Here is a 16,196-nt window from a genome sequence, read left to right as displayed (position 1 = left end):
TATTAAACCTTAGTAATTTCATTGTATAAGTAAGAGTATCGAGACGCCATAATCGAAGACGAGTACGTAGAATCAAATATTTTCTTTGATAAATCTGATTCCGTATCTACATCACTTTGGGATAAAAAAATACAGTCTTTAAGGTTATTTGAAAAAAGACAGACATCATCACCTCTTGACATTCGAGTCAAACCATTAATTTGAAAAAAATCTAATAAACCCGGTGTAGGCAATCCGACAGGAATTAAACCTGTAGACATACCCTCAAGTAATGAGACAGGCAAACCTTCATATAGTGAAGAGAGGACAACAAATTGAGATTTAGAAAATAACTGAGAAAGCTCGTTATTACTACTAACATTTTCAAATAAATGTATCCGTTCAGACAAGTCAATTTTATTTTTCAAGTCTTGATAATATTTCTCATGTCCTGAAACGCAAACACCAACAATATACAAATTAGAGTCCGTATTTCTCGACGCATCAATAAAAGATTTAATTAAAACCTCATGTCGTTTAACAGGATCAAATCTCGCAACAATAACAAAATTACGATTAGCTACCCTATCAACAGAGCCTAAGTTTCTAGAACCATTAGGTATAATAGTTGAAAAACATGAAAAATTATTTTTCATCTCATTCTCAGATTTTTCATTTAAACTAACAATACATGGCTGTATTAGCGTATTAACAAGCTTAAATAACGATTTTTTCAAACCAGAAAATTCAATTGAAGGTTGCGTATGAACAGTATGGATCAACCTTATATCAAGAAACCAGGATGAAAGTGAAGAATAAAAAATACCTGTTAAGTGTGTATGTATAACATCTGGCTTAAGCTGTTTAATAACCTTATATAAAGAATAAACAGCCTTAAATTTTGACTTAAGGCTCAAGCCTAATTGAATAACATTAACATCTTTAGATAAAGAACCTGCGAAATAATCAGTTCCGACATCGTCAAAAATAGTTACTACAGTACAATTAATATCGCTTTCACTAGAGGAAATACTATTTGCAAGTGAAACGACAACACTCTCAGCCCCTCCAGCCCTAAGAGTAGGTATTATAATAAAAACATTCATCTCAACTCAACCGTATTTTTATATATAAATGAAGAAAAAAGAGGAATAAAAAAATAAATAACCTCCCATGGATCTGCAAGAGAAATACCACAGAAATTTAAAGTAATAAAAGCCACTAACATAGGAAAGCCGAAATATAATATCATCCCAACCCAAGATAGAAAATAGATCAATAAACCAACAAGCCCGATCTGCCCTAAAAGTAATGGTATTAGAGCATGGGCATAAGCAGCATCATTCGGCGAATAAATAAAAGGTCCTTTTTCTAAGCCAAAGCCAAATAAGAAGTCAAAAATTGAAACTTGAGTTATAAGATCTAAAGATTGAAATATTGCAATTTTAGTCAAAAAACTTGAGTCATTTTTAAAAAAGTCATAAACTTCATACCCAGCAAAGGGCAATAATAAAGCAATGATAATAAAAACAAATGGCGTGTACTTTCGTTGCCATTTAATAAAATACAACGTATAAATCATCAAAAGCCCAAGACAAGCCGAACGACTTAAAGAAAAAGCAACCAAAATTGACAACCATATAATATATAACTTCCTGTATTTGTCATTCGACAATGCAAGTATAACGATAGGAAGGATATTTAGACCGACATAATTAGAGTCAAAAAACATAATACTTCCATATTTAAAATAAAAGAAAGTATCTGCTTGCACACCAGCTGACATTCGATCAATAACGACATTCGAATCCATATTTTCATTCAAACCTAATTCAGGGTGTATAAAACGAATATAAGTTTCAATGGAAAATATTATACAAGATAAAAACAAAAAAATTAATCTTACTTTTAAAACAAAAGAAAAACTAACTTCTTTCAACAATGCTGAAAGAAGTGCAACACCACCAATAATATATAAAAAAGATAAAACACTATTAAAAAAAGATGTTAAAGTATCAAACCTGAAAAACCATAATAAATTAAATACAGCGACAGCCACCGCTAAAAAAGTTAAAGCTTTGAGGCTGGTTAAACTAGCTTTAAATCTATCTTCTGTAAAAAAAAACCGACGTACAATGAAAAGAAACAAACAAATTATTGTTATGCGATAAGGAATATATCTATTCGCACCAGCGAAAAATGCATCAAAACGAAATATCGTTGATGTGACCAATATAAGAAGAATCACTTCTGAAAAATCAAATTTATTTAATTTAAATTTAATCACAATAAAAGCCTTCCGAATTTATTTAACTTATATTCATCACAAACATAGTCAGAAACAAAAGTAGAGTATTCCTCTTCATTAAAGCCACTATTAATCACATCAGAAAGGTTATAATATTCATCCAGTTGAGACCAAAAATGTATATCAACACCTGAAGAACGATTCAGAAAACCTTCACATTTAGAGTTTGGTAGATACATATCAAAATATAAAGGCGCAAAGTTAACAACTGGAATTCCAGAATAAATAACAGTTTTCAACTCAGTTGAAACTATATTAATGGCCAATTTAGATTTGGACAACACAAAATCCAAATCTCCTATGGACATCGAGAAGGTAAAAGTAAAATCTTTTGCTAAATCCATCACAGTATCAGTATCGACAGAACCTGGATGAAAAACAACATGTACTTTTTTCACATTAATAGTATCAAGCCATTTAAATATTTTCCGATACATCTCAGATTTTTCGAACAACCTAAACTTATCATTATAACAAGTATCAATTAAGCAAATATAATTAACTTGTTCTAGATTACGCTCAATTCTTCTTAAGCCTAGGTCACCTATAACTACCTCTTCTCCATATCTGTATTTACCTATTTCATCTTGACTCTTCAATAAAACATAATCCTGCACCGTAAACTTTTGCTCAATTGCTTTTATATTACTCCCCCAGCTATAAGTGAAAACTTTTTTATTTAATGATTGAGCCTGAAAATTCAGTGCATGGCCTTCAGTTGTTGCTGAAAAAAAATTGACGATAAAATCAGGTTCATAAATATCTATAATAGATTTCCATTTGTAATGAACTCCAATATTTTTAAGAGCCAGACTTAAAACAAAAAACTCGTTTAACTTGACCTTCCGAGTTATCCCAACATAAAAGATAGTAACTAAGATTTTAGATACATCCTTAATATAATCTGGCAAGTATTTATAAGTAAATGACATCTGATTTAGGCTTTTCATATCAACACTTTCATCATTGGATATGGACACAACTTTTTTATCTATAATGTTAAAATAGTCAGATAAAAAAATCTTTTCTGTCTTAGTTTTTTCATTTCCATAATAAACTATATTTGAAGAAAACTCATTATCGGTAACATTCTTAAAACTAATTTTCCTTAGAAAGGCCAAACAAAAAAATAAATTTTTAAAAAAAAACAAAATGCATTCATATGGATTTTTTTTATTAAAAAAACAATCTTTCGCAAAATTAACATGAGTTGAAGATATTTCACTAACAATTAATTCAAAGAGAAGCGGTGGTACTTTCGTCTTTAAATTTAAAATATTTCCTTCACTGCCCACTTGAAATCACCTTTTCATAATATGCTATATAATCTAAAGCTACCTTATTCCAAGAATAATATTCTCGGACACACGTCAAACCAGATATTTTCATATCATTACGCAAATCACTATCGTTCAATATAATATTAAGCTTATTAATAATACTTTGAACGTCATTTGGTTCTATTTCTAAATACTCCGTATTTACCCTAGAATAAGCTATACCTTCCATGCTATTTTGAGAAGCTAAAATTGGTAATCCAACAGACATCGCATCGAGTAATTTATTTTTTATTCCAGCACCAGTATCAACCAATGAAACATAAATAGTAGAATTTGATAATTCTTTATAAATATCATCGACAAAACCCATCCCCAAAACCCCTAAACTAGGCGAATTATAGATTTCACTTCCTTTACCTATAATTTTCAAAGTTATAGGTTTTGAAAATGAAGATTGAATAATAGGAAAGTATGATAGTAACTTCGATAATGCTCTTTTGTTTGGTGGATAATACATATCACCATGGAAACAAAGTGTAATCTCATCAGTATCCAAACATTCGTTATAGATACTGTTATGTTCGATAAACACTCCATTTGGAATCACATTTACATTTTTATTAGGTAAAACAGATAATAAAGACTCTGCATCTGATTGTCCTACAAAACAAATATTGTCGACCTTATCATAAATCATATTAAAGCATAGCTTTGCTTTATATAAAAGTAACGATCTATAAATATGCTTGTAACCATTCGTAACTTTAACTCGACTCTCTTCATGTAACACTTTTGAATCAATAGCAAAAAAAACTACTTTTTTTAATGCATTTTTATTTAAAAAAGAGAGCACTGCCGATAACTGAAATGAAGATAGATGGATAATATCATAATTTTCATAGCTTTTGTTTATCCTACAAGCCATTTCATAACAAATCGATTTAAATATATATTCGTCTCGTGATAAAATCGAGAATGTAGAAACCACCTTATCTATAAAATCATTTTTTTTAACTTTGGCCTTAACCTTTATTACCTGACATTTACTTTCTATAGTAGAATCAGTCACCCCATCTGGTTGCAATATCGTCAATTCACAATCATTATATAACCGAGGTATTATGTTCATATTTATTTTATTTATTCCATTTGCATTTTCATCATCTAATGCATAAGGCGTACAAAATAATATTTTTATTTTTTCCATGCTAATACAAGTCCTTTAAAATCAAACCATGGCATTTTAAAACTAACTCTACTTATAAATACAATTAAGAACAAATAAATAAGTGACTGTATTACAATAAGTAATTTAAAATATTCAAAACTCATAAATGACGCCGTAAAATATTGCATTAATATAAAAACAATACCAACAGGAAATGCAAACTTAAATAGCAGCGTTGTTTTTTCTGAGTAATAAACATATACAATGAATAAATTACTAATCCCCTGAAAACAGAAGGCTGCAACAAAGTATGGGACTATATCTAAAGCTGATTCAAATTTATCACCTAATAAATAAATAGCGAAGAAATCACAAAATATAACATACACTATACCAATAATGATTAAACCAAAAGAAATCATGTATGTTGTAATGACAAGTTTATGCTTAGAATAGTTTTCTGATATCCTTCTTTGAACATAAGGTCCAATTGCTAATGTAACAGAATTAGATATAACTCCCATGACCATAGCTAATTGCCCTGCGACACCATATACGCCAAGAAGTGACATGCCAAAAAAAGCTCCGACTATGTACCGATCTAAACCAGATCTTACCCATCCTGAAACCAAATGTGGTAAAACTGGCAGGCATATCTTTAACAATCTTGTATCATTAGAAGATAGTTTGTAAATAGGACTTTTTACTAAAGAATTACTAGACCTGAGTATTTGACTACCGTTACTTGGATATCGATGCTGCAACAACAAAAAAGCAATAATTCCAAAAATAATAATGGATACAACTATTGCTATAATTCGACCTTCTGCTTTATATGTACTAACGAGTAATGCTGTTAAAGATACATTCAAAATCACTTCACTAATAGTGAACTTTGCATATGTACCTGTATTTCCTTCGAGACGCATTAAAGTGGTAAATAAAGATTGAGGAAACCAAAAAAAAGCAAACACAGAACACATTAGTAACATTAATAACGAATCACAGCCTGTTAAATAAGTAATAAACATACAAAAAACAATAATGCATACACTTATTAGCCAAAATTTAAAGCTAGAATTTAAATATACTCTTATGTTTTTTTTATCTTTATAAAAAAGAGCAGAAATTGCATTTTGACAATTAAGTCCAACTAATATACTAAGCAATGCAGCAATGGCAGTAAAACTAGTTATTTTTGCATATTCGTCAGGCGTTAAAGCTCTAGTCAGAAACGGTAACATTGCAAATGGAATCGATTTACTAACTACCTCTACTGACAAGTAGAGAATTATATCTTTTGCTATTTTCATTTTAATATTTCTTAATTACTTTACCAGGCACACCACCAACAACACAGCCACTAGAAATATCATTTGTTATAACTGAATTGGCTCCTATTACTACATTGTCATCAATTGTAACGCCTTCAGTTATAAATACATTTGCTCCAATCCAAACATTATTACCGATTGTAACATTCCCTGATGATATTTTCTCACCATTACCTGTTAAAAAATATTCAGCATTACGATTTGACGTATAAATTCTGACATTATGGCTAATTGCAACATTGGAACCAATCGTTATCTTATGTCCTTTTACAACTTGAAACCCTCCAAGATTTCCGCAATAAGAATATTCTCCAACATAAAAACAACCATCTCCATATATTTCACAGCCCTTACCTTGTAAAAAATTTTCATTCCCTATACCATATTTAGTATAAAGTAATTTATATGTCGATTTTTGGTGTATATTCTTTATTAAATTTACAGACTTCCGTATTATAACATTAAACATCATACCGACCTCAATATTGAAACTACACCATTGTCAACTAAATTATGTAATCAATATGTACTATAACTATAAACAGAAAATCATCATCAGCTCTGATTAAAATCAACAATCCGTTATTAGTAAATTCTTGATGAAACCATAAAGTTTGATCTCATCAAGATTAAAATCAACAGAAAATATCAAGTTTTATTAATAAACCTAATTGTATTTAAAAGCCCAGTTAAAATCTTTAAATTTGCTTTTATAAGAGAGCCAAATCTTGGTTCATCTTCTCTATCTCTTATTTCAATTTCTACTTCATTGACTTTTAATCTATTTAATAATGCCCATGTTAATAATTCAGTACCAATAGATTCAAAGGTTTCAAATTTTCCATAATCTTTAAATATTGAAGATTTATATATTTTCAATCCACAAAGTGGATCAGAAATACCGAATCTGTATAAGAAAAAACGTCCAAAAATCCACTCGGATAAACGAGCAAACTCTGGACGTCGCCCAACAACAACATCATTATCAGAAAGCTGAGATAAAAGTTTATTGACTGAATGTGGATCGTGTTGACCGTCAGCGTCCATAGTTAATAGATAATCAGCATCTAATTCAAATGTAGCATATTCGAATCCTTTATTAATTGCCTTAGAATACCCATGATTAACATTTAAATCAATCACATGAACACCAGATTCTTTAGCAATTATAGATGTATTATCTTTTGAACAGTCATTCACAATAACTATATCAATTGAACTTCCAACTATATTATGTAATTCATTAATGACATTACCAATAGTATTTTCTTCGTTATATGCTGGTATAATGATAACTATTTTAGTTGATGCCATTTAATATACTCACCAGATGGAATGGATTCACAAACGGTTTTTCCAATTACCTTTTCAATATTATATGGTTCAATAGCATCGACTGGGCATGGACGTAAACATTCTAGATCATCTTTTACAATAAGATCACCAATGTTTAGATTATTTTTAACTCGAATTGAACGTCGTTGAACAACAACAGTTTCTTTTTCATTATCCTCAACTTTTTTCACACCACCACCCAACGCTAGAGATAATTCATTAGAACGCTCTACCATTTCTTTCCATGATTCCGGATTCATTGCAAATTTGTGATCCGGACCTTCATTTTTATTATTATCTGTGAAATGTTTTTCAATAATATTAGCTCCTAATGCAATAGCACCAAGAGTTGTCGAATGACCAGGTGTATGATCACTTAAACCTAATATTGCATTTGGATACATAGATCTTAATGTCTTGATTACATTCAAATTAATATATTTAAAATTTTCCAAGGATGCTGTGTAATTAGTATTACATTGCATAATCACAATTTCATTTGTATAAGATGTTACTGTCTCAATAGCTTTTTCTATTTCATCTAAAGTTGACGCACCACAAGCTAAAAGCATTGGTTTACCTTTAGAACTCATCTTACCAATAATTTCAGGCCATGTTATGTCACCAGAACCTATTTTATAGGCTGGTACATATGGATCTACATAATCAACTAAGTCTAAAGAATATGGACTTGTAAAAAACTCAACACCAGCGTCCTTACATGTATCAACTAATGTTTGTGTCCAATCAAGAGATATTGATGCCCCTTGATATACTTCGAATACTGATTTTTTCCATTTCGATTGATGTGACTGTTTATTACCTAATTGCTTGAAACCATCTTTACTTACAATAGTTTCTGCCTTAAAATGTTGAAATTTTGCAGCATGAGCACCTGACTCCGCAGCTAAGTAAATCAAATCTTTTGCTTTTTCTAAGTCACCATTATGATTAGCACCAATATCAGCTATAAAATATGGTTTGCCATTAGCTTCTATTTGAGTGTTACCAATTTTAAATTTGCTAGAAAACTTCTCACTTAAATTCATTTGCTACATTCTCAATTTCAATCATTAATTTTGGAAGATTATATTTATAAGTGCGCTCAAATAAACTTACATTCATTCTCATATCTTTTGGTCTAGGTGTTTTTAAACAAACATCATCAACAGAAATCGACTTATATTTTAAGTTTTCAACACCAGCTTTTATCAAAAAATAACGTAGGAATTGTTCTTTACTCATCCCATTTTTTGAGCCAACATTAAAAACTCCGGGGATTCTTTCTCTCAAACAAACATTAATAACATCACAAAGTGTAATTATAGATAATGGAGAAAAATAAACATCATTGAATAATTTCAATTCAATGCCTTCTTGAGCTTGCTTGTATATTGTATTACATAACCCTAGTGAACTTTCACTGTGACTTTTTCCAAAAAAATTTGTTCTGAGAACAATACTATTATTAGGATTATAACTTCTTTCGGCACAGTACTTTGTCATTGCATAACTATTGCATATTTCAACATCTTGCTCAGTCGCATTATTTTGATTATAAAGGTGATCTGTTGAAATATGAATAATAAATGTATTATGTTTTTTTGAAAAACATGCAATATTTTCTGCAATTTTGGTATTCACTAAATAAGCAAGATTAATATCACATTCACAGGTATCAACATTTGTTAACGCTGCAAGGTTGATGATAAAATCAGGACTTATATCACTTAGTACTGATTGACTTAAATTAAGTGATGTCATATCAACTTGGTAGTCACTATGTTCTGATTTTCTTGTAATAGTGGTCACTTCATATTTATCAGCTAACACTTTTAATAAAGAACTTCCAAGTAATCCATTTGAACCAACAATCACTACTTTTTTCATATTTAAACCTTTAATGACATGAATTGATACTTTAACTCTGCTAAATCCCAATCCTCTTGAGTGTCAATATCATGAGCTAAATTAGGGTTAATAATAAAAGGAATGCAATCTTTTGTTATTAGCTTTTTTTCCTGCCTAACCGCTTTGGGAGAAAAAATATAAAACTGTCCAGCATCATGATATATCTTCTCCAAATCCTGACTTCTCATGTTATAACAATCAGGTTGTGTTGATACTACGTATTTACCTTCTACACGCAACGCTCGTTGGATTGGATGAGAATATTCAAGTACCCCTGCAATACTGGTAGCGGTATCATCAGACTTCAATATATCTACTGCACAATCTATCATTTCTGTGGTAACAAAAGCTGAGGTTGGATAGACGCAACATACAAAATCATACTCCTCATCACACCGAGTAAGTACCTCTTCTATAACTTCATATGTAGTCGCAAAATCATCAGAGTTTTTATCACTCCGCATAAATGGAACTGTAGCCCCAAATTTTTCAGCGACAGATCTTATATTTTTACAATCAGTTGATACGAAGAGAGTATCTATTCGAGTTGAGCTTAATAATGCATTAATTGGATAAGATATTATTGGCTGACCTAAAAAATATTTTATATTCTTTTGTGGTATTCTTTTACTACCACCTCGAGCTGGAATAATCGCCAAAATTTTGGTCATATCAACTTCCTAACGGTTTAAAACTAATTATACATTAAAATTTGGATCAACATGAGTTCGTATTAAATCACGTAAATTTTCAACAGATTCCCATTCAGTATTTGTACCTGAATTATACTTAAAGCCAAATGGAACTTTTTTAGCACTATGGTGCTTAATATAATCTTCTTCTGTACAAGTGAAAGATACTGAAGGAAGAATAGCGTAATAAGGTCCAAGATCAATTGTATTAAGTGAGTCAGTATCAGTAATCATTTCCTCATGAAGCTTTTCACCTGGACGAATGCCAACAATACGAATTTGGCACTCAGGAGCTACAGCTTCTGCAACATCTGTAATTTTGTATGATGGTATTTTCGGAATGAAAATTTCACCTCCTAAATGATGTCCTAAAGCAAACATTACAAGATTCACACCATCTTGTAGTGAAATATTAAAACGAGTCATATCTTTATGAGTAATCGGTAACACACCTTCCTTACTTTTATTTAAAAAGAAAGGAATAACAGAACCTCGAGATCCCATAACATTACCATAACGCACAACACTAAATCGTATATCTTTAGAACCCCTGATATTATTTGCTGCAGCAAATAATTTATCAGATGCTAATTTTGTTGCTCCGTAAAGATTGATTGGAGCACAAGCTTTATCCGTTGAAAGAGCAACAACATTTTTTATACCACAAGTTAAAGCTGCATGAATAACATTTTCAGCTCCATCAATATTTGTTCGAATACACTCTGTTGGATTATACTCAGCAGTATCAACTTGCTTTATCGCAGCAGCATGAATTATAACATCAACCCCTTCACAAGCCTGAACCATACGCTCGCGGTCACGTACATCTCCTATAAAAAATCGGAGTTGTGGAAAATCATACGGTGGATACTTTTGCTTAATAACAGACTGCTTCAATTCATCACGAGAGTAAATGATGATTTTTTTAACTTCTGGGTACCTGTCAAGGATAGTTTCAATAAATTTCTTACCAAAAGATCCCGTACCACCTGTAATTAAGACTGTCTTATTATTTAACATTTTTCATTCCAATATATTGTAGTTTGTAATAAAAAGTTTTTATTACTTTCTATACTTATAAAAATAATAAAAGCACATATGTCATGCGCCTTATATTGCGTCAAAAAAGAATAAATTAATTATAATTATTTTGATTCATAACTATAGTTATAGTAACCGTAATTACCACCGTAGTAACTGCTTGCTTTGCGAACGACTGCATTTAATATAAAGCCTTTCACTTCAATGCCATTTTTCTCAAAACGTTGCTTTGCTACTTCTATCTCTTTAACTGCATTCTGACCAAAGCGCCCAACCATGAATGTTGTACCAGCATGTGTACCAACAATCGCAGCATCTGTCACAGCTAAAATAGGTGGAGTATCGATAATTACCATGTCGTAATTAGAAGATGCCCATTCCATTAAACCTTGAAAACGAGGATGTAACAGCAATTCAGACGGGTTCGGTGGCACGTCACCACGGCTGATGTAATGGAAATTTTCCACACCCGGCTCTTTGATGATCTTTTCAATACTCGTTTGCCCTGAAAGGTAATCAGACAATCCTAATTTATGCGATGTTGCCATTTGACGCTCCATACGTCCTTTACGCATATCGGCATCAATCACTAACACACGTTGTCCTGCTTTAGCAACAACCGCCGCCATATTGGCAGATACAAACGATTTACCAATGCTCGGACTAGGGCCCGAGATCATCAATATATTATTTTTCGCTTCCATCATCGCGAAATGCAAACTGGTTCTTAAACTACGCAGTGCCTCAACAGACAAATCTGCAGGATTTGAAACCGTCAACAAAGTTTCTTGAATTATTTTGACTTTCTTGGTTTTTATCTTTTTATCTAACTCAACCTGCCAATCAGACATTGGAATACAAGCATAAACAGGTAAGCCAATCGCTTCAATATCATCTGGGTTTTCAACGCCACGATGGAACGCGGCACGTATTAATGCAATTGCAATTGCCAGCACTCCACCTAGTAAGGTAGCTAATACCACAATCAACGACTTCTTCGGCTTAACAGCATTCGTATACGACAGAGCGGCATCAAGAATTCGCACATTACCCACAGTACTGGCTTTTACAATATTCAGCTCTTGTACTTTATTAAGTAGTTGTATGTAAATCTGCTGATTCACTTCCACATCACGTGTCATACGTAATACTTCACGTTGAGTTTTTGGCAGCTTTTGAATTTGGCGGTTTAACCGTTCACGCTCACCTAATAAAGTTTTCCGTTTATCCAACAACGAGAGGTAGGCAGGGTGTTCTTTAGTGAAGCGTTGTGAAACATCGCTTTCTTTAAATGTTAATTCATTTAGCTGAGCCTCTAACGTCACCATGACATTTAACGTTGATTGCGCTTCAAGACCTAAATCAATCGAATCGTTATCTTGACGATAACGATTAAGCTTATCTTCAGCGATTGTCAGTTCAGCTTTTATATCCGGTAGGTGCGAGCGTAAGAACTCCAAACTATTTTCAGCTTCCGCAGAGTTACGAGCAACATTTTGCAAAAAATAGTTTTGACTAATATCATTTAAAATTTGTTCAATATCAGTGCGATCTTCACCCATCAGGGACAGCTGTAAAATACCCGTTTGTTTGCCTCGCTCGTTGACAGTAAGGTTATGCTGTAAATTCTGTATAACATCTAAGCGCGAACGTTTAAATAGTGTAAAGGTCGAACCTGTATCTGCATTGATTGAAGTAACAAATAAACGGTAATCACCTTTACTTACCAACTGACCCACAGTACCAGTTAATACTTGACGTTCATTTGAATCGGTTAATACATATTGACCACTTTCTATATCAGATACTGTTATGGTGTAAATCGGTACTTGCACATGCTCAGGAATTTCAAAACGACTGACGTCAAGTTCAATAGAAGTACCTTGTAGCCGTGCTAAACCTTTACCGATAACTGGTAAATATTGCGGTATAGTTACCGTGGTAAGATTTAATTTATCTACAGTTTTACCAATGATCATTCGTGATTTGATGATCTCAATTTCAGTGGAGGCAGAAGATTCACTGCTGAATAACTCGCCCATATCACCTATGGCTGGCATACCGCTGCTTTTTTGTTCTACCTGAATCAATGCATCAGCTTTATATATAGGTGTTGCTAATAACGCATATGCCACACCAACGACAGTAAACATAAAAACTATAAGGATGATGTACCAACGATTATCGATCAAAATGCCAAACAATTTGCCTAAATCGATTTCATCAGATGAAGATATTTTTTTTTGGGGTAAATCTTGCGTAACACTCATGATTATATATTGCTCAGTCGTATGGGGGCCAAAGGCCAAAGTTTTGCTAGGGGTGAGTTATTGCAAAAGCAATGACTTATTCCTACACTTATTTCAGTTTTGCCACCCATGCATTAGCGGCTTGTTCAATTAACATATAAGCATGATCAAAGGCTTCTCTGCTTTGGCGGTACGGATCGGGAATGTCTTGCAGCCCAATCCATTGCCCAAAGAGCATTATTTTACCACGAGCTTCTGGTGCAATATGCGTTACTGCGTCAATATGCCCTTTCTCCATGACTAAAATTAAATCATGCTCACGACACAACTCGGGGGTTAATTGTTGTGCTTGATGGGCATCAAGCGAGTAGCCGTGCTCTTGCGCGACAGTATTTGCCATCTTGTCGGCAGGTTTACCACTAAGACCACTTTTGGCTGTCGCAATGCCTGCCGAGTTAATTATTCTATCTGGTAGCTGTTGTTTTAATAAATATTCGCCTGAAGGCGAGCGGCAAATATTACCAACACAGACGACAAGAATTTTATTGAACATAATAATGCCACTTGAAATGGATGAAATAAAAGTGCTTATCACAAACACTTTTATCATCGTTATTAAATTACAACATCAGCCGCATTACCAATTTCTTACTCGTAGTGCGCCTTCTGTCAACTCATTAAATCCACTGATGGTTGGGATAAGCTGTGTAATCACACGATTCCAACGGGTTAATGGCGCAGCTGTTACATATACAATGTCATACGGTTCTAACGCAAACTCAGTACCGATAATCAAAGCAGACGCTTCTTGAATATTCAACTGGTAAATATCAGCAATAACAGGATCGTTCTCTGTCGTTTGCTTATTACTCCGAATTACAAAAACACCTGTCGCATCAGCTGATAGTTGATTAATACCGCCGACATTACTTAATGCTTCAGTTAAGCTCATACCAGCACGATCAATTTTAAGCAATTTGGGATCGTTCACTTCACCCATTACAAACACTTTCTGCGCATCATTACGTGGCACATGCACAATATCGCCAGCTCGCAACAATCTATTTTGGGTTAGATCGCCACGTTGCATTAACGCATAAAGTGACAAATTTTCTTCTGCACCATTGCGCGTCAAGGTAATGTTGCGCCAATCGGCATCTTCGGCTAAGCCGCCTGCGCGATTAATTGCATCAAGCAGTGTTAACGGCACATTGGTAATAGGTTGTTGACCTGGGGTATTTACTTCACCTGTCACATACGATTTTTGTGAGCGGAAAGAAGCTACATTGACATCGACTTGTGGGCTTTCAATGAATTCTGCTAAACGCTTGGCCATTTCGATGCGAATTTCAGTGACTGTTTTACCTTCCACTTTTACCAAACCGATATACGGATAAAAAATGGTGCCGTCGGCGTGTACCCAATTACCAGACTCTTCAGAGCTTCGGTACGAGCCTGCCGGAATAGTCAATTCTGGATGGTCCCAAATGGTAATATTCAAAATATCACCCGGTCCAATACGGTATTGATAACGTACTATTTCGGCTTCTAAACTTGGGTTGGTTTTCGAAAAAATCGCTGGCGCTTTAAATTGATTAACGGTATTTGCAGTTAAAGGGTAAACATTAACCTGATCGCTAACATCGCTATCTTGTGACTGACCAGAGGTAACAATATTTTTATCATCAACTGTTAAGTGAGAACCCGGCACGGTACAACCAACCAGCATGGTCGAGGCCATAACGGTAATGAGCAGCTTCTTAGTGAAATCCATATGCTATAAATTCAATCTTAAAAAATGGATGGACTGCAGATGCAGCAAAAGATGAAACGACACAAAGATCCCGTTTCTGAAAATTAGTCTATTCTTGGTAATATTAGAATGTATAAAGCGCATAATTAAGGTGTTTTTCCATGCTACCGCCCTTAGGTTGCAGCTCCCAACATGCTGATATGATGCAGAGACAAAGCTGTTCGCGTCTGTCTTTGGTACTGGCGTTGATAGCGAAGATAACGTGATTAAACGTTACTTATTGACCGTATAGTACAGTCAGCGCTATATAAAAATGGATAAATAAAATCGACTTTTATATGAAATCGAGCTGCATTTTACACTCAACATAGGGAAATAGAAATCAATTTATGCCTTTCAAGTACGCGTTGCGATCAAACTCTCTTATCATAAACAACAAACCATTGATATTTCGTACCGTCATTAATATACATCTACTTCATACCTCTTTTACTATCGTTCCAAACCTTAAATAAATATAAAACCTTCTAACTAACAGTAGTATCAACACAATTCCAACATAAACAATGAGACGCTGTTCCCATTTACTTTAAAATAATTTTATGACAACTTTAAGGATCCATTGCCATTGCCTGAATATCCCCATATCATTAATAGGAAGATTACCTTTGATCTTTTTATAACTTTTTATACAAATAAGGGAATAGGATGAAGAAGACAACGATTGCTTTACTGGCAGCAATGTCAATGGCTAGCTCTGCATTTGCTGCTGTTGAAACAGGCAGCACTGCAGCAACAGCAGGTACAACAACTGCATCTACTGGTGCTGCAGCTGGCACAGCTGGCGCAACAGCAGCTGCAGCTGGCGGTATTACGGCAACAGCAGTAGCAGCTGGTGTTGCAGTAGCAGTAGCTGCCGTAGCTGTAGCTGATTCAGGTGACAGCAACAACACAACAACCTCTGTTTCAGCCGCTCAAGGCTAATACATCGTCTGCGATGTAATACAAAATAATAAAAACAGCTGTGTTATTTAATGATCGCACTTTTAAGTGCGGTTGTTATTTTACTCTAATGATTAGCTCACAGCATGTTCAACCACCCTTTCAGTACCTTTTACTTTCCCAATGTGGACATAAGCAGCTCGG

Annotated in this window: 15 protein-coding genes; 1 reads left to right on the top strand and 14 read right to left on the bottom strand. The window is 33.5% G+C overall.

All coding sequences use genetic code 11. The features are described 5' to 3' along the window. Window positions 1-2: 2 nt before the first annotated feature. From C9J12_RS02930 to C9J12_RS02865, 14 genes are all read right to left on the bottom strand, one after another. Window positions 3-1,085: a glycosyltransferase gene (locus C9J12_RS02930; protein WP_107241338.1), complete on the bottom strand. Its 1,083-nt coding sequence runs from the start codon at window positions 1,083-1,085 to the stop codon at window positions 3-5. After that, entirely contained in the window at window positions 1,082-2,266 is a 1,185-nt protein-coding gene (locus C9J12_RS02925) for a hypothetical protein (RefSeq protein WP_107241337.1), read from the bottom strand. Before C9J12_RS02925 ends, C9J12_RS02930 begins: the two co-directional genes overlap by 4 nt. Then, a complete protein-coding gene (locus tag C9J12_RS02920; RefSeq protein WP_107241336.1) occupies window positions 2,263-3,582 on the bottom strand; it encodes a hypothetical protein in 1,320 nt (439 codons plus the stop codon). The genes C9J12_RS02925 and C9J12_RS02920 overlap by 4 nt, the downstream gene beginning before the upstream one ends. After that, a complete protein-coding gene (locus tag C9J12_RS02915; RefSeq protein WP_107241335.1) occupies window positions 3,572-4,774 on the bottom strand; it encodes a glycosyltransferase in 1,203 nt (400 codons plus the stop codon). The genes C9J12_RS02920 and C9J12_RS02915 overlap by 11 nt, the downstream gene beginning before the upstream one ends. Continuing rightward, entirely contained in the window at window positions 4,762-6,048 is a 1,287-nt protein-coding gene (locus tag C9J12_RS02910; protein ID WP_107241334.1) for a lipopolysaccharide biosynthesis protein, read from the bottom strand. The genes C9J12_RS02915 and C9J12_RS02910 overlap by 13 nt, the downstream gene beginning before the upstream one ends. Before the next feature lies 1 nt (window position 6,049). Continuing rightward, window positions 6,050-6,541, bottom strand: a complete 492-nt coding sequence (locus C9J12_RS02905) for an acyltransferase (RefSeq protein ID WP_107241333.1) — start codon at window positions 6,539-6,541, stop codon at window positions 6,050-6,052. Window positions 6,542-6,717: 176 nt separating this feature from the next. After that, window positions 6,718-7,383: a glycosyltransferase family 2 protein gene (locus tag C9J12_RS02900; protein ID WP_107241332.1), complete on the bottom strand. Its 666-nt coding sequence runs from the start codon at window positions 7,381-7,383 to the stop codon at window positions 6,718-6,720. Continuing rightward, window positions 7,365-8,453, bottom strand: a complete 1,089-nt coding sequence (locus tag C9J12_RS02895) for an N-acetylneuraminate synthase family protein (RefSeq protein ID WP_107241331.1) — start codon at window positions 8,451-8,453, stop codon at window positions 7,365-7,367. Before C9J12_RS02895 ends, C9J12_RS02900 begins: the two co-directional genes overlap by 19 nt. Next, window positions 8,440-9,294, bottom strand: a complete 855-nt coding sequence (locus tag C9J12_RS02890; RefSeq protein WP_107241330.1) for a dTDP-4-dehydrorhamnose reductase family protein — start codon at window positions 9,292-9,294, stop codon at window positions 8,440-8,442. Before C9J12_RS02890 ends, C9J12_RS02895 begins: the two co-directional genes overlap by 14 nt. Before the next feature lie 2 nt (window positions 9,295-9,296). Further along, window positions 9,297-9,986 carry a pseudaminic acid cytidylyltransferase gene (gene pseF, locus C9J12_RS02885; RefSeq protein WP_107241329.1) on the bottom strand — a complete coding sequence of 230 codons (690 nt, stop codon included), beginning with the start codon at window positions 9,984-9,986 and terminating at the stop codon, window positions 9,297-9,299. Window positions 9,987-10,013: 27 nt separating this feature from the next. Next, window positions 10,014-11,027, bottom strand: coding sequence for a UDP-N-acetylglucosamine 4,6-dehydratase (inverting) (pseB, locus tag C9J12_RS02880; protein WP_107241328.1), 1,014 nt, complete (start codon window positions 11,025-11,027; stop codon window positions 10,014-10,016). Window positions 11,028-11,152: 125 nt separating this feature from the next. Continuing rightward, a complete protein-coding gene (locus tag C9J12_RS02875; protein WP_107241327.1) occupies window positions 11,153-13,318 on the bottom strand; it encodes a polysaccharide biosynthesis tyrosine autokinase in 2,166 nt (721 codons plus the stop codon). An 88-nt stretch (window positions 13,319-13,406) separates the two neighbouring features. Beyond that, window positions 13,407-13,850: an arsenate reductase/protein-tyrosine-phosphatase family protein gene (locus tag C9J12_RS02870; protein WP_107241326.1), complete on the bottom strand. Its 444-nt coding sequence runs from the start codon at window positions 13,848-13,850 to the stop codon at window positions 13,407-13,409. Between the two features lie 84 nt (window positions 13,851-13,934). Beyond that, window positions 13,935-15,071 (bottom strand): polysaccharide export protein, encoded by a 1,137-nt coding sequence (locus C9J12_RS02865; RefSeq protein ID WP_107241325.1) that lies wholly within the window; start codon window positions 15,069-15,071, stop codon window positions 13,935-13,937. Window positions 15,072-15,758: 687 nt separating this feature from the next. Between C9J12_RS02865 and C9J12_RS02860 the strand changes: the two genes are divergently transcribed. Further along, on the top strand, window positions 15,759-16,034 hold the full coding sequence (locus tag C9J12_RS02860; RefSeq protein ID WP_107241324.1) for a hypothetical protein: 276 nt from the start codon (window positions 15,759-15,761) through the stop codon (window positions 16,032-16,034). Window positions 16,035-16,196: the final 162 nt, after the last annotated feature.

Source organism: Photobacterium frigidiphilum (genome assembly GCF_003025615.1).
In the GTDB taxonomy this organism is placed as follows: domain Bacteria; phylum Pseudomonadota; class Gammaproteobacteria; order Enterobacterales; family Vibrionaceae; genus Photobacterium; species Photobacterium frigidiphilum.
The sequence above is the reverse complement of the archived record's forward strand: the minus strand, read 5'-3'. Positions and strand labels throughout refer to the sequence as shown.

What these genes read in the sequence shown, in the direction of transcription:
- C9J12_RS02930 (WP_107241338.1), bottom strand. Translation starts at nt 1,085, where the DNA reads ATGAATGTTTTTATTATAATACCTACTCTTAGGGCTGGAGGGGCTGAG.
- C9J12_RS02915 (WP_107241335.1), bottom strand. Translation starts at nt 4,774, where the DNA reads ATGGAAAAAATAAAAATATTATTTTGTACGCCTTATGCATTAGATGAT.
- C9J12_RS02910 (WP_107241334.1), bottom strand. Translation starts at nt 6,048, where the DNA reads ATGAAAATAGCAAAAGATATAATTCTCTACTTGTCAGTAGAGGTAGTT.
- C9J12_RS02905 (WP_107241333.1), bottom strand. Translation starts at nt 6,541, where the DNA reads ATGATGTTTAATGTTATAATACGGAAGTCTGTAAATTTAATAAAGAAT.
- C9J12_RS02900 (WP_107241332.1), bottom strand. Translation starts at nt 7,383, where the DNA reads ATGGCATCAACTAAAATAGTTATCATTATACCAGCATATAACGAAGAA.
- C9J12_RS02895 (WP_107241331.1), bottom strand. Translation starts at nt 8,453, where the DNA reads ATGAATTTAAGTGAGAAGTTTTCTAGCAAATTTAAAATTGGTAACACT.
- C9J12_RS02890 (WP_107241330.1), bottom strand. Translation starts at nt 9,294, where the DNA reads ATGAAAAAAGTAGTGATTGTTGGTTCAAATGGATTACTTGGAAGTTCT.
- pseF (WP_107241329.1), bottom strand. Translation starts at nt 9,986, where the DNA reads ATGACCAAAATTTTGGCGATTATTCCAGCTCGAGGTGGTAGTAAAAGA.
- pseB (WP_107241328.1), bottom strand. Translation starts at nt 11,027, where the DNA reads ATGTTAAATAATAAGACAGTCTTAATTACAGGTGGTACGGGATCTTTT.
- C9J12_RS02875 (WP_107241327.1), bottom strand. Translation starts at nt 13,318, where the DNA reads ATGAGTGTTACGCAAGATTTACCCCAAAAAAAAATATCTTCATCTGAT.
- C9J12_RS02870 (WP_107241326.1), bottom strand. Translation starts at nt 13,850, where the DNA reads ATGTTCAATAAAATTCTTGTCGTCTGTGTTGGTAATATTTGCCGCTCG.
- C9J12_RS02865 (WP_107241325.1), bottom strand. Translation starts at nt 15,071, where the DNA reads ATGGATTTCACTAAGAAGCTGCTCATTACCGTTATGGCCTCGACCATG.
- C9J12_RS02860 (WP_107241324.1), top strand. Translation starts at nt 15,759, where the DNA reads ATGAAGAAGACAACGATTGCTTTACTGGCAGCAATGTCAATGGCTAGC.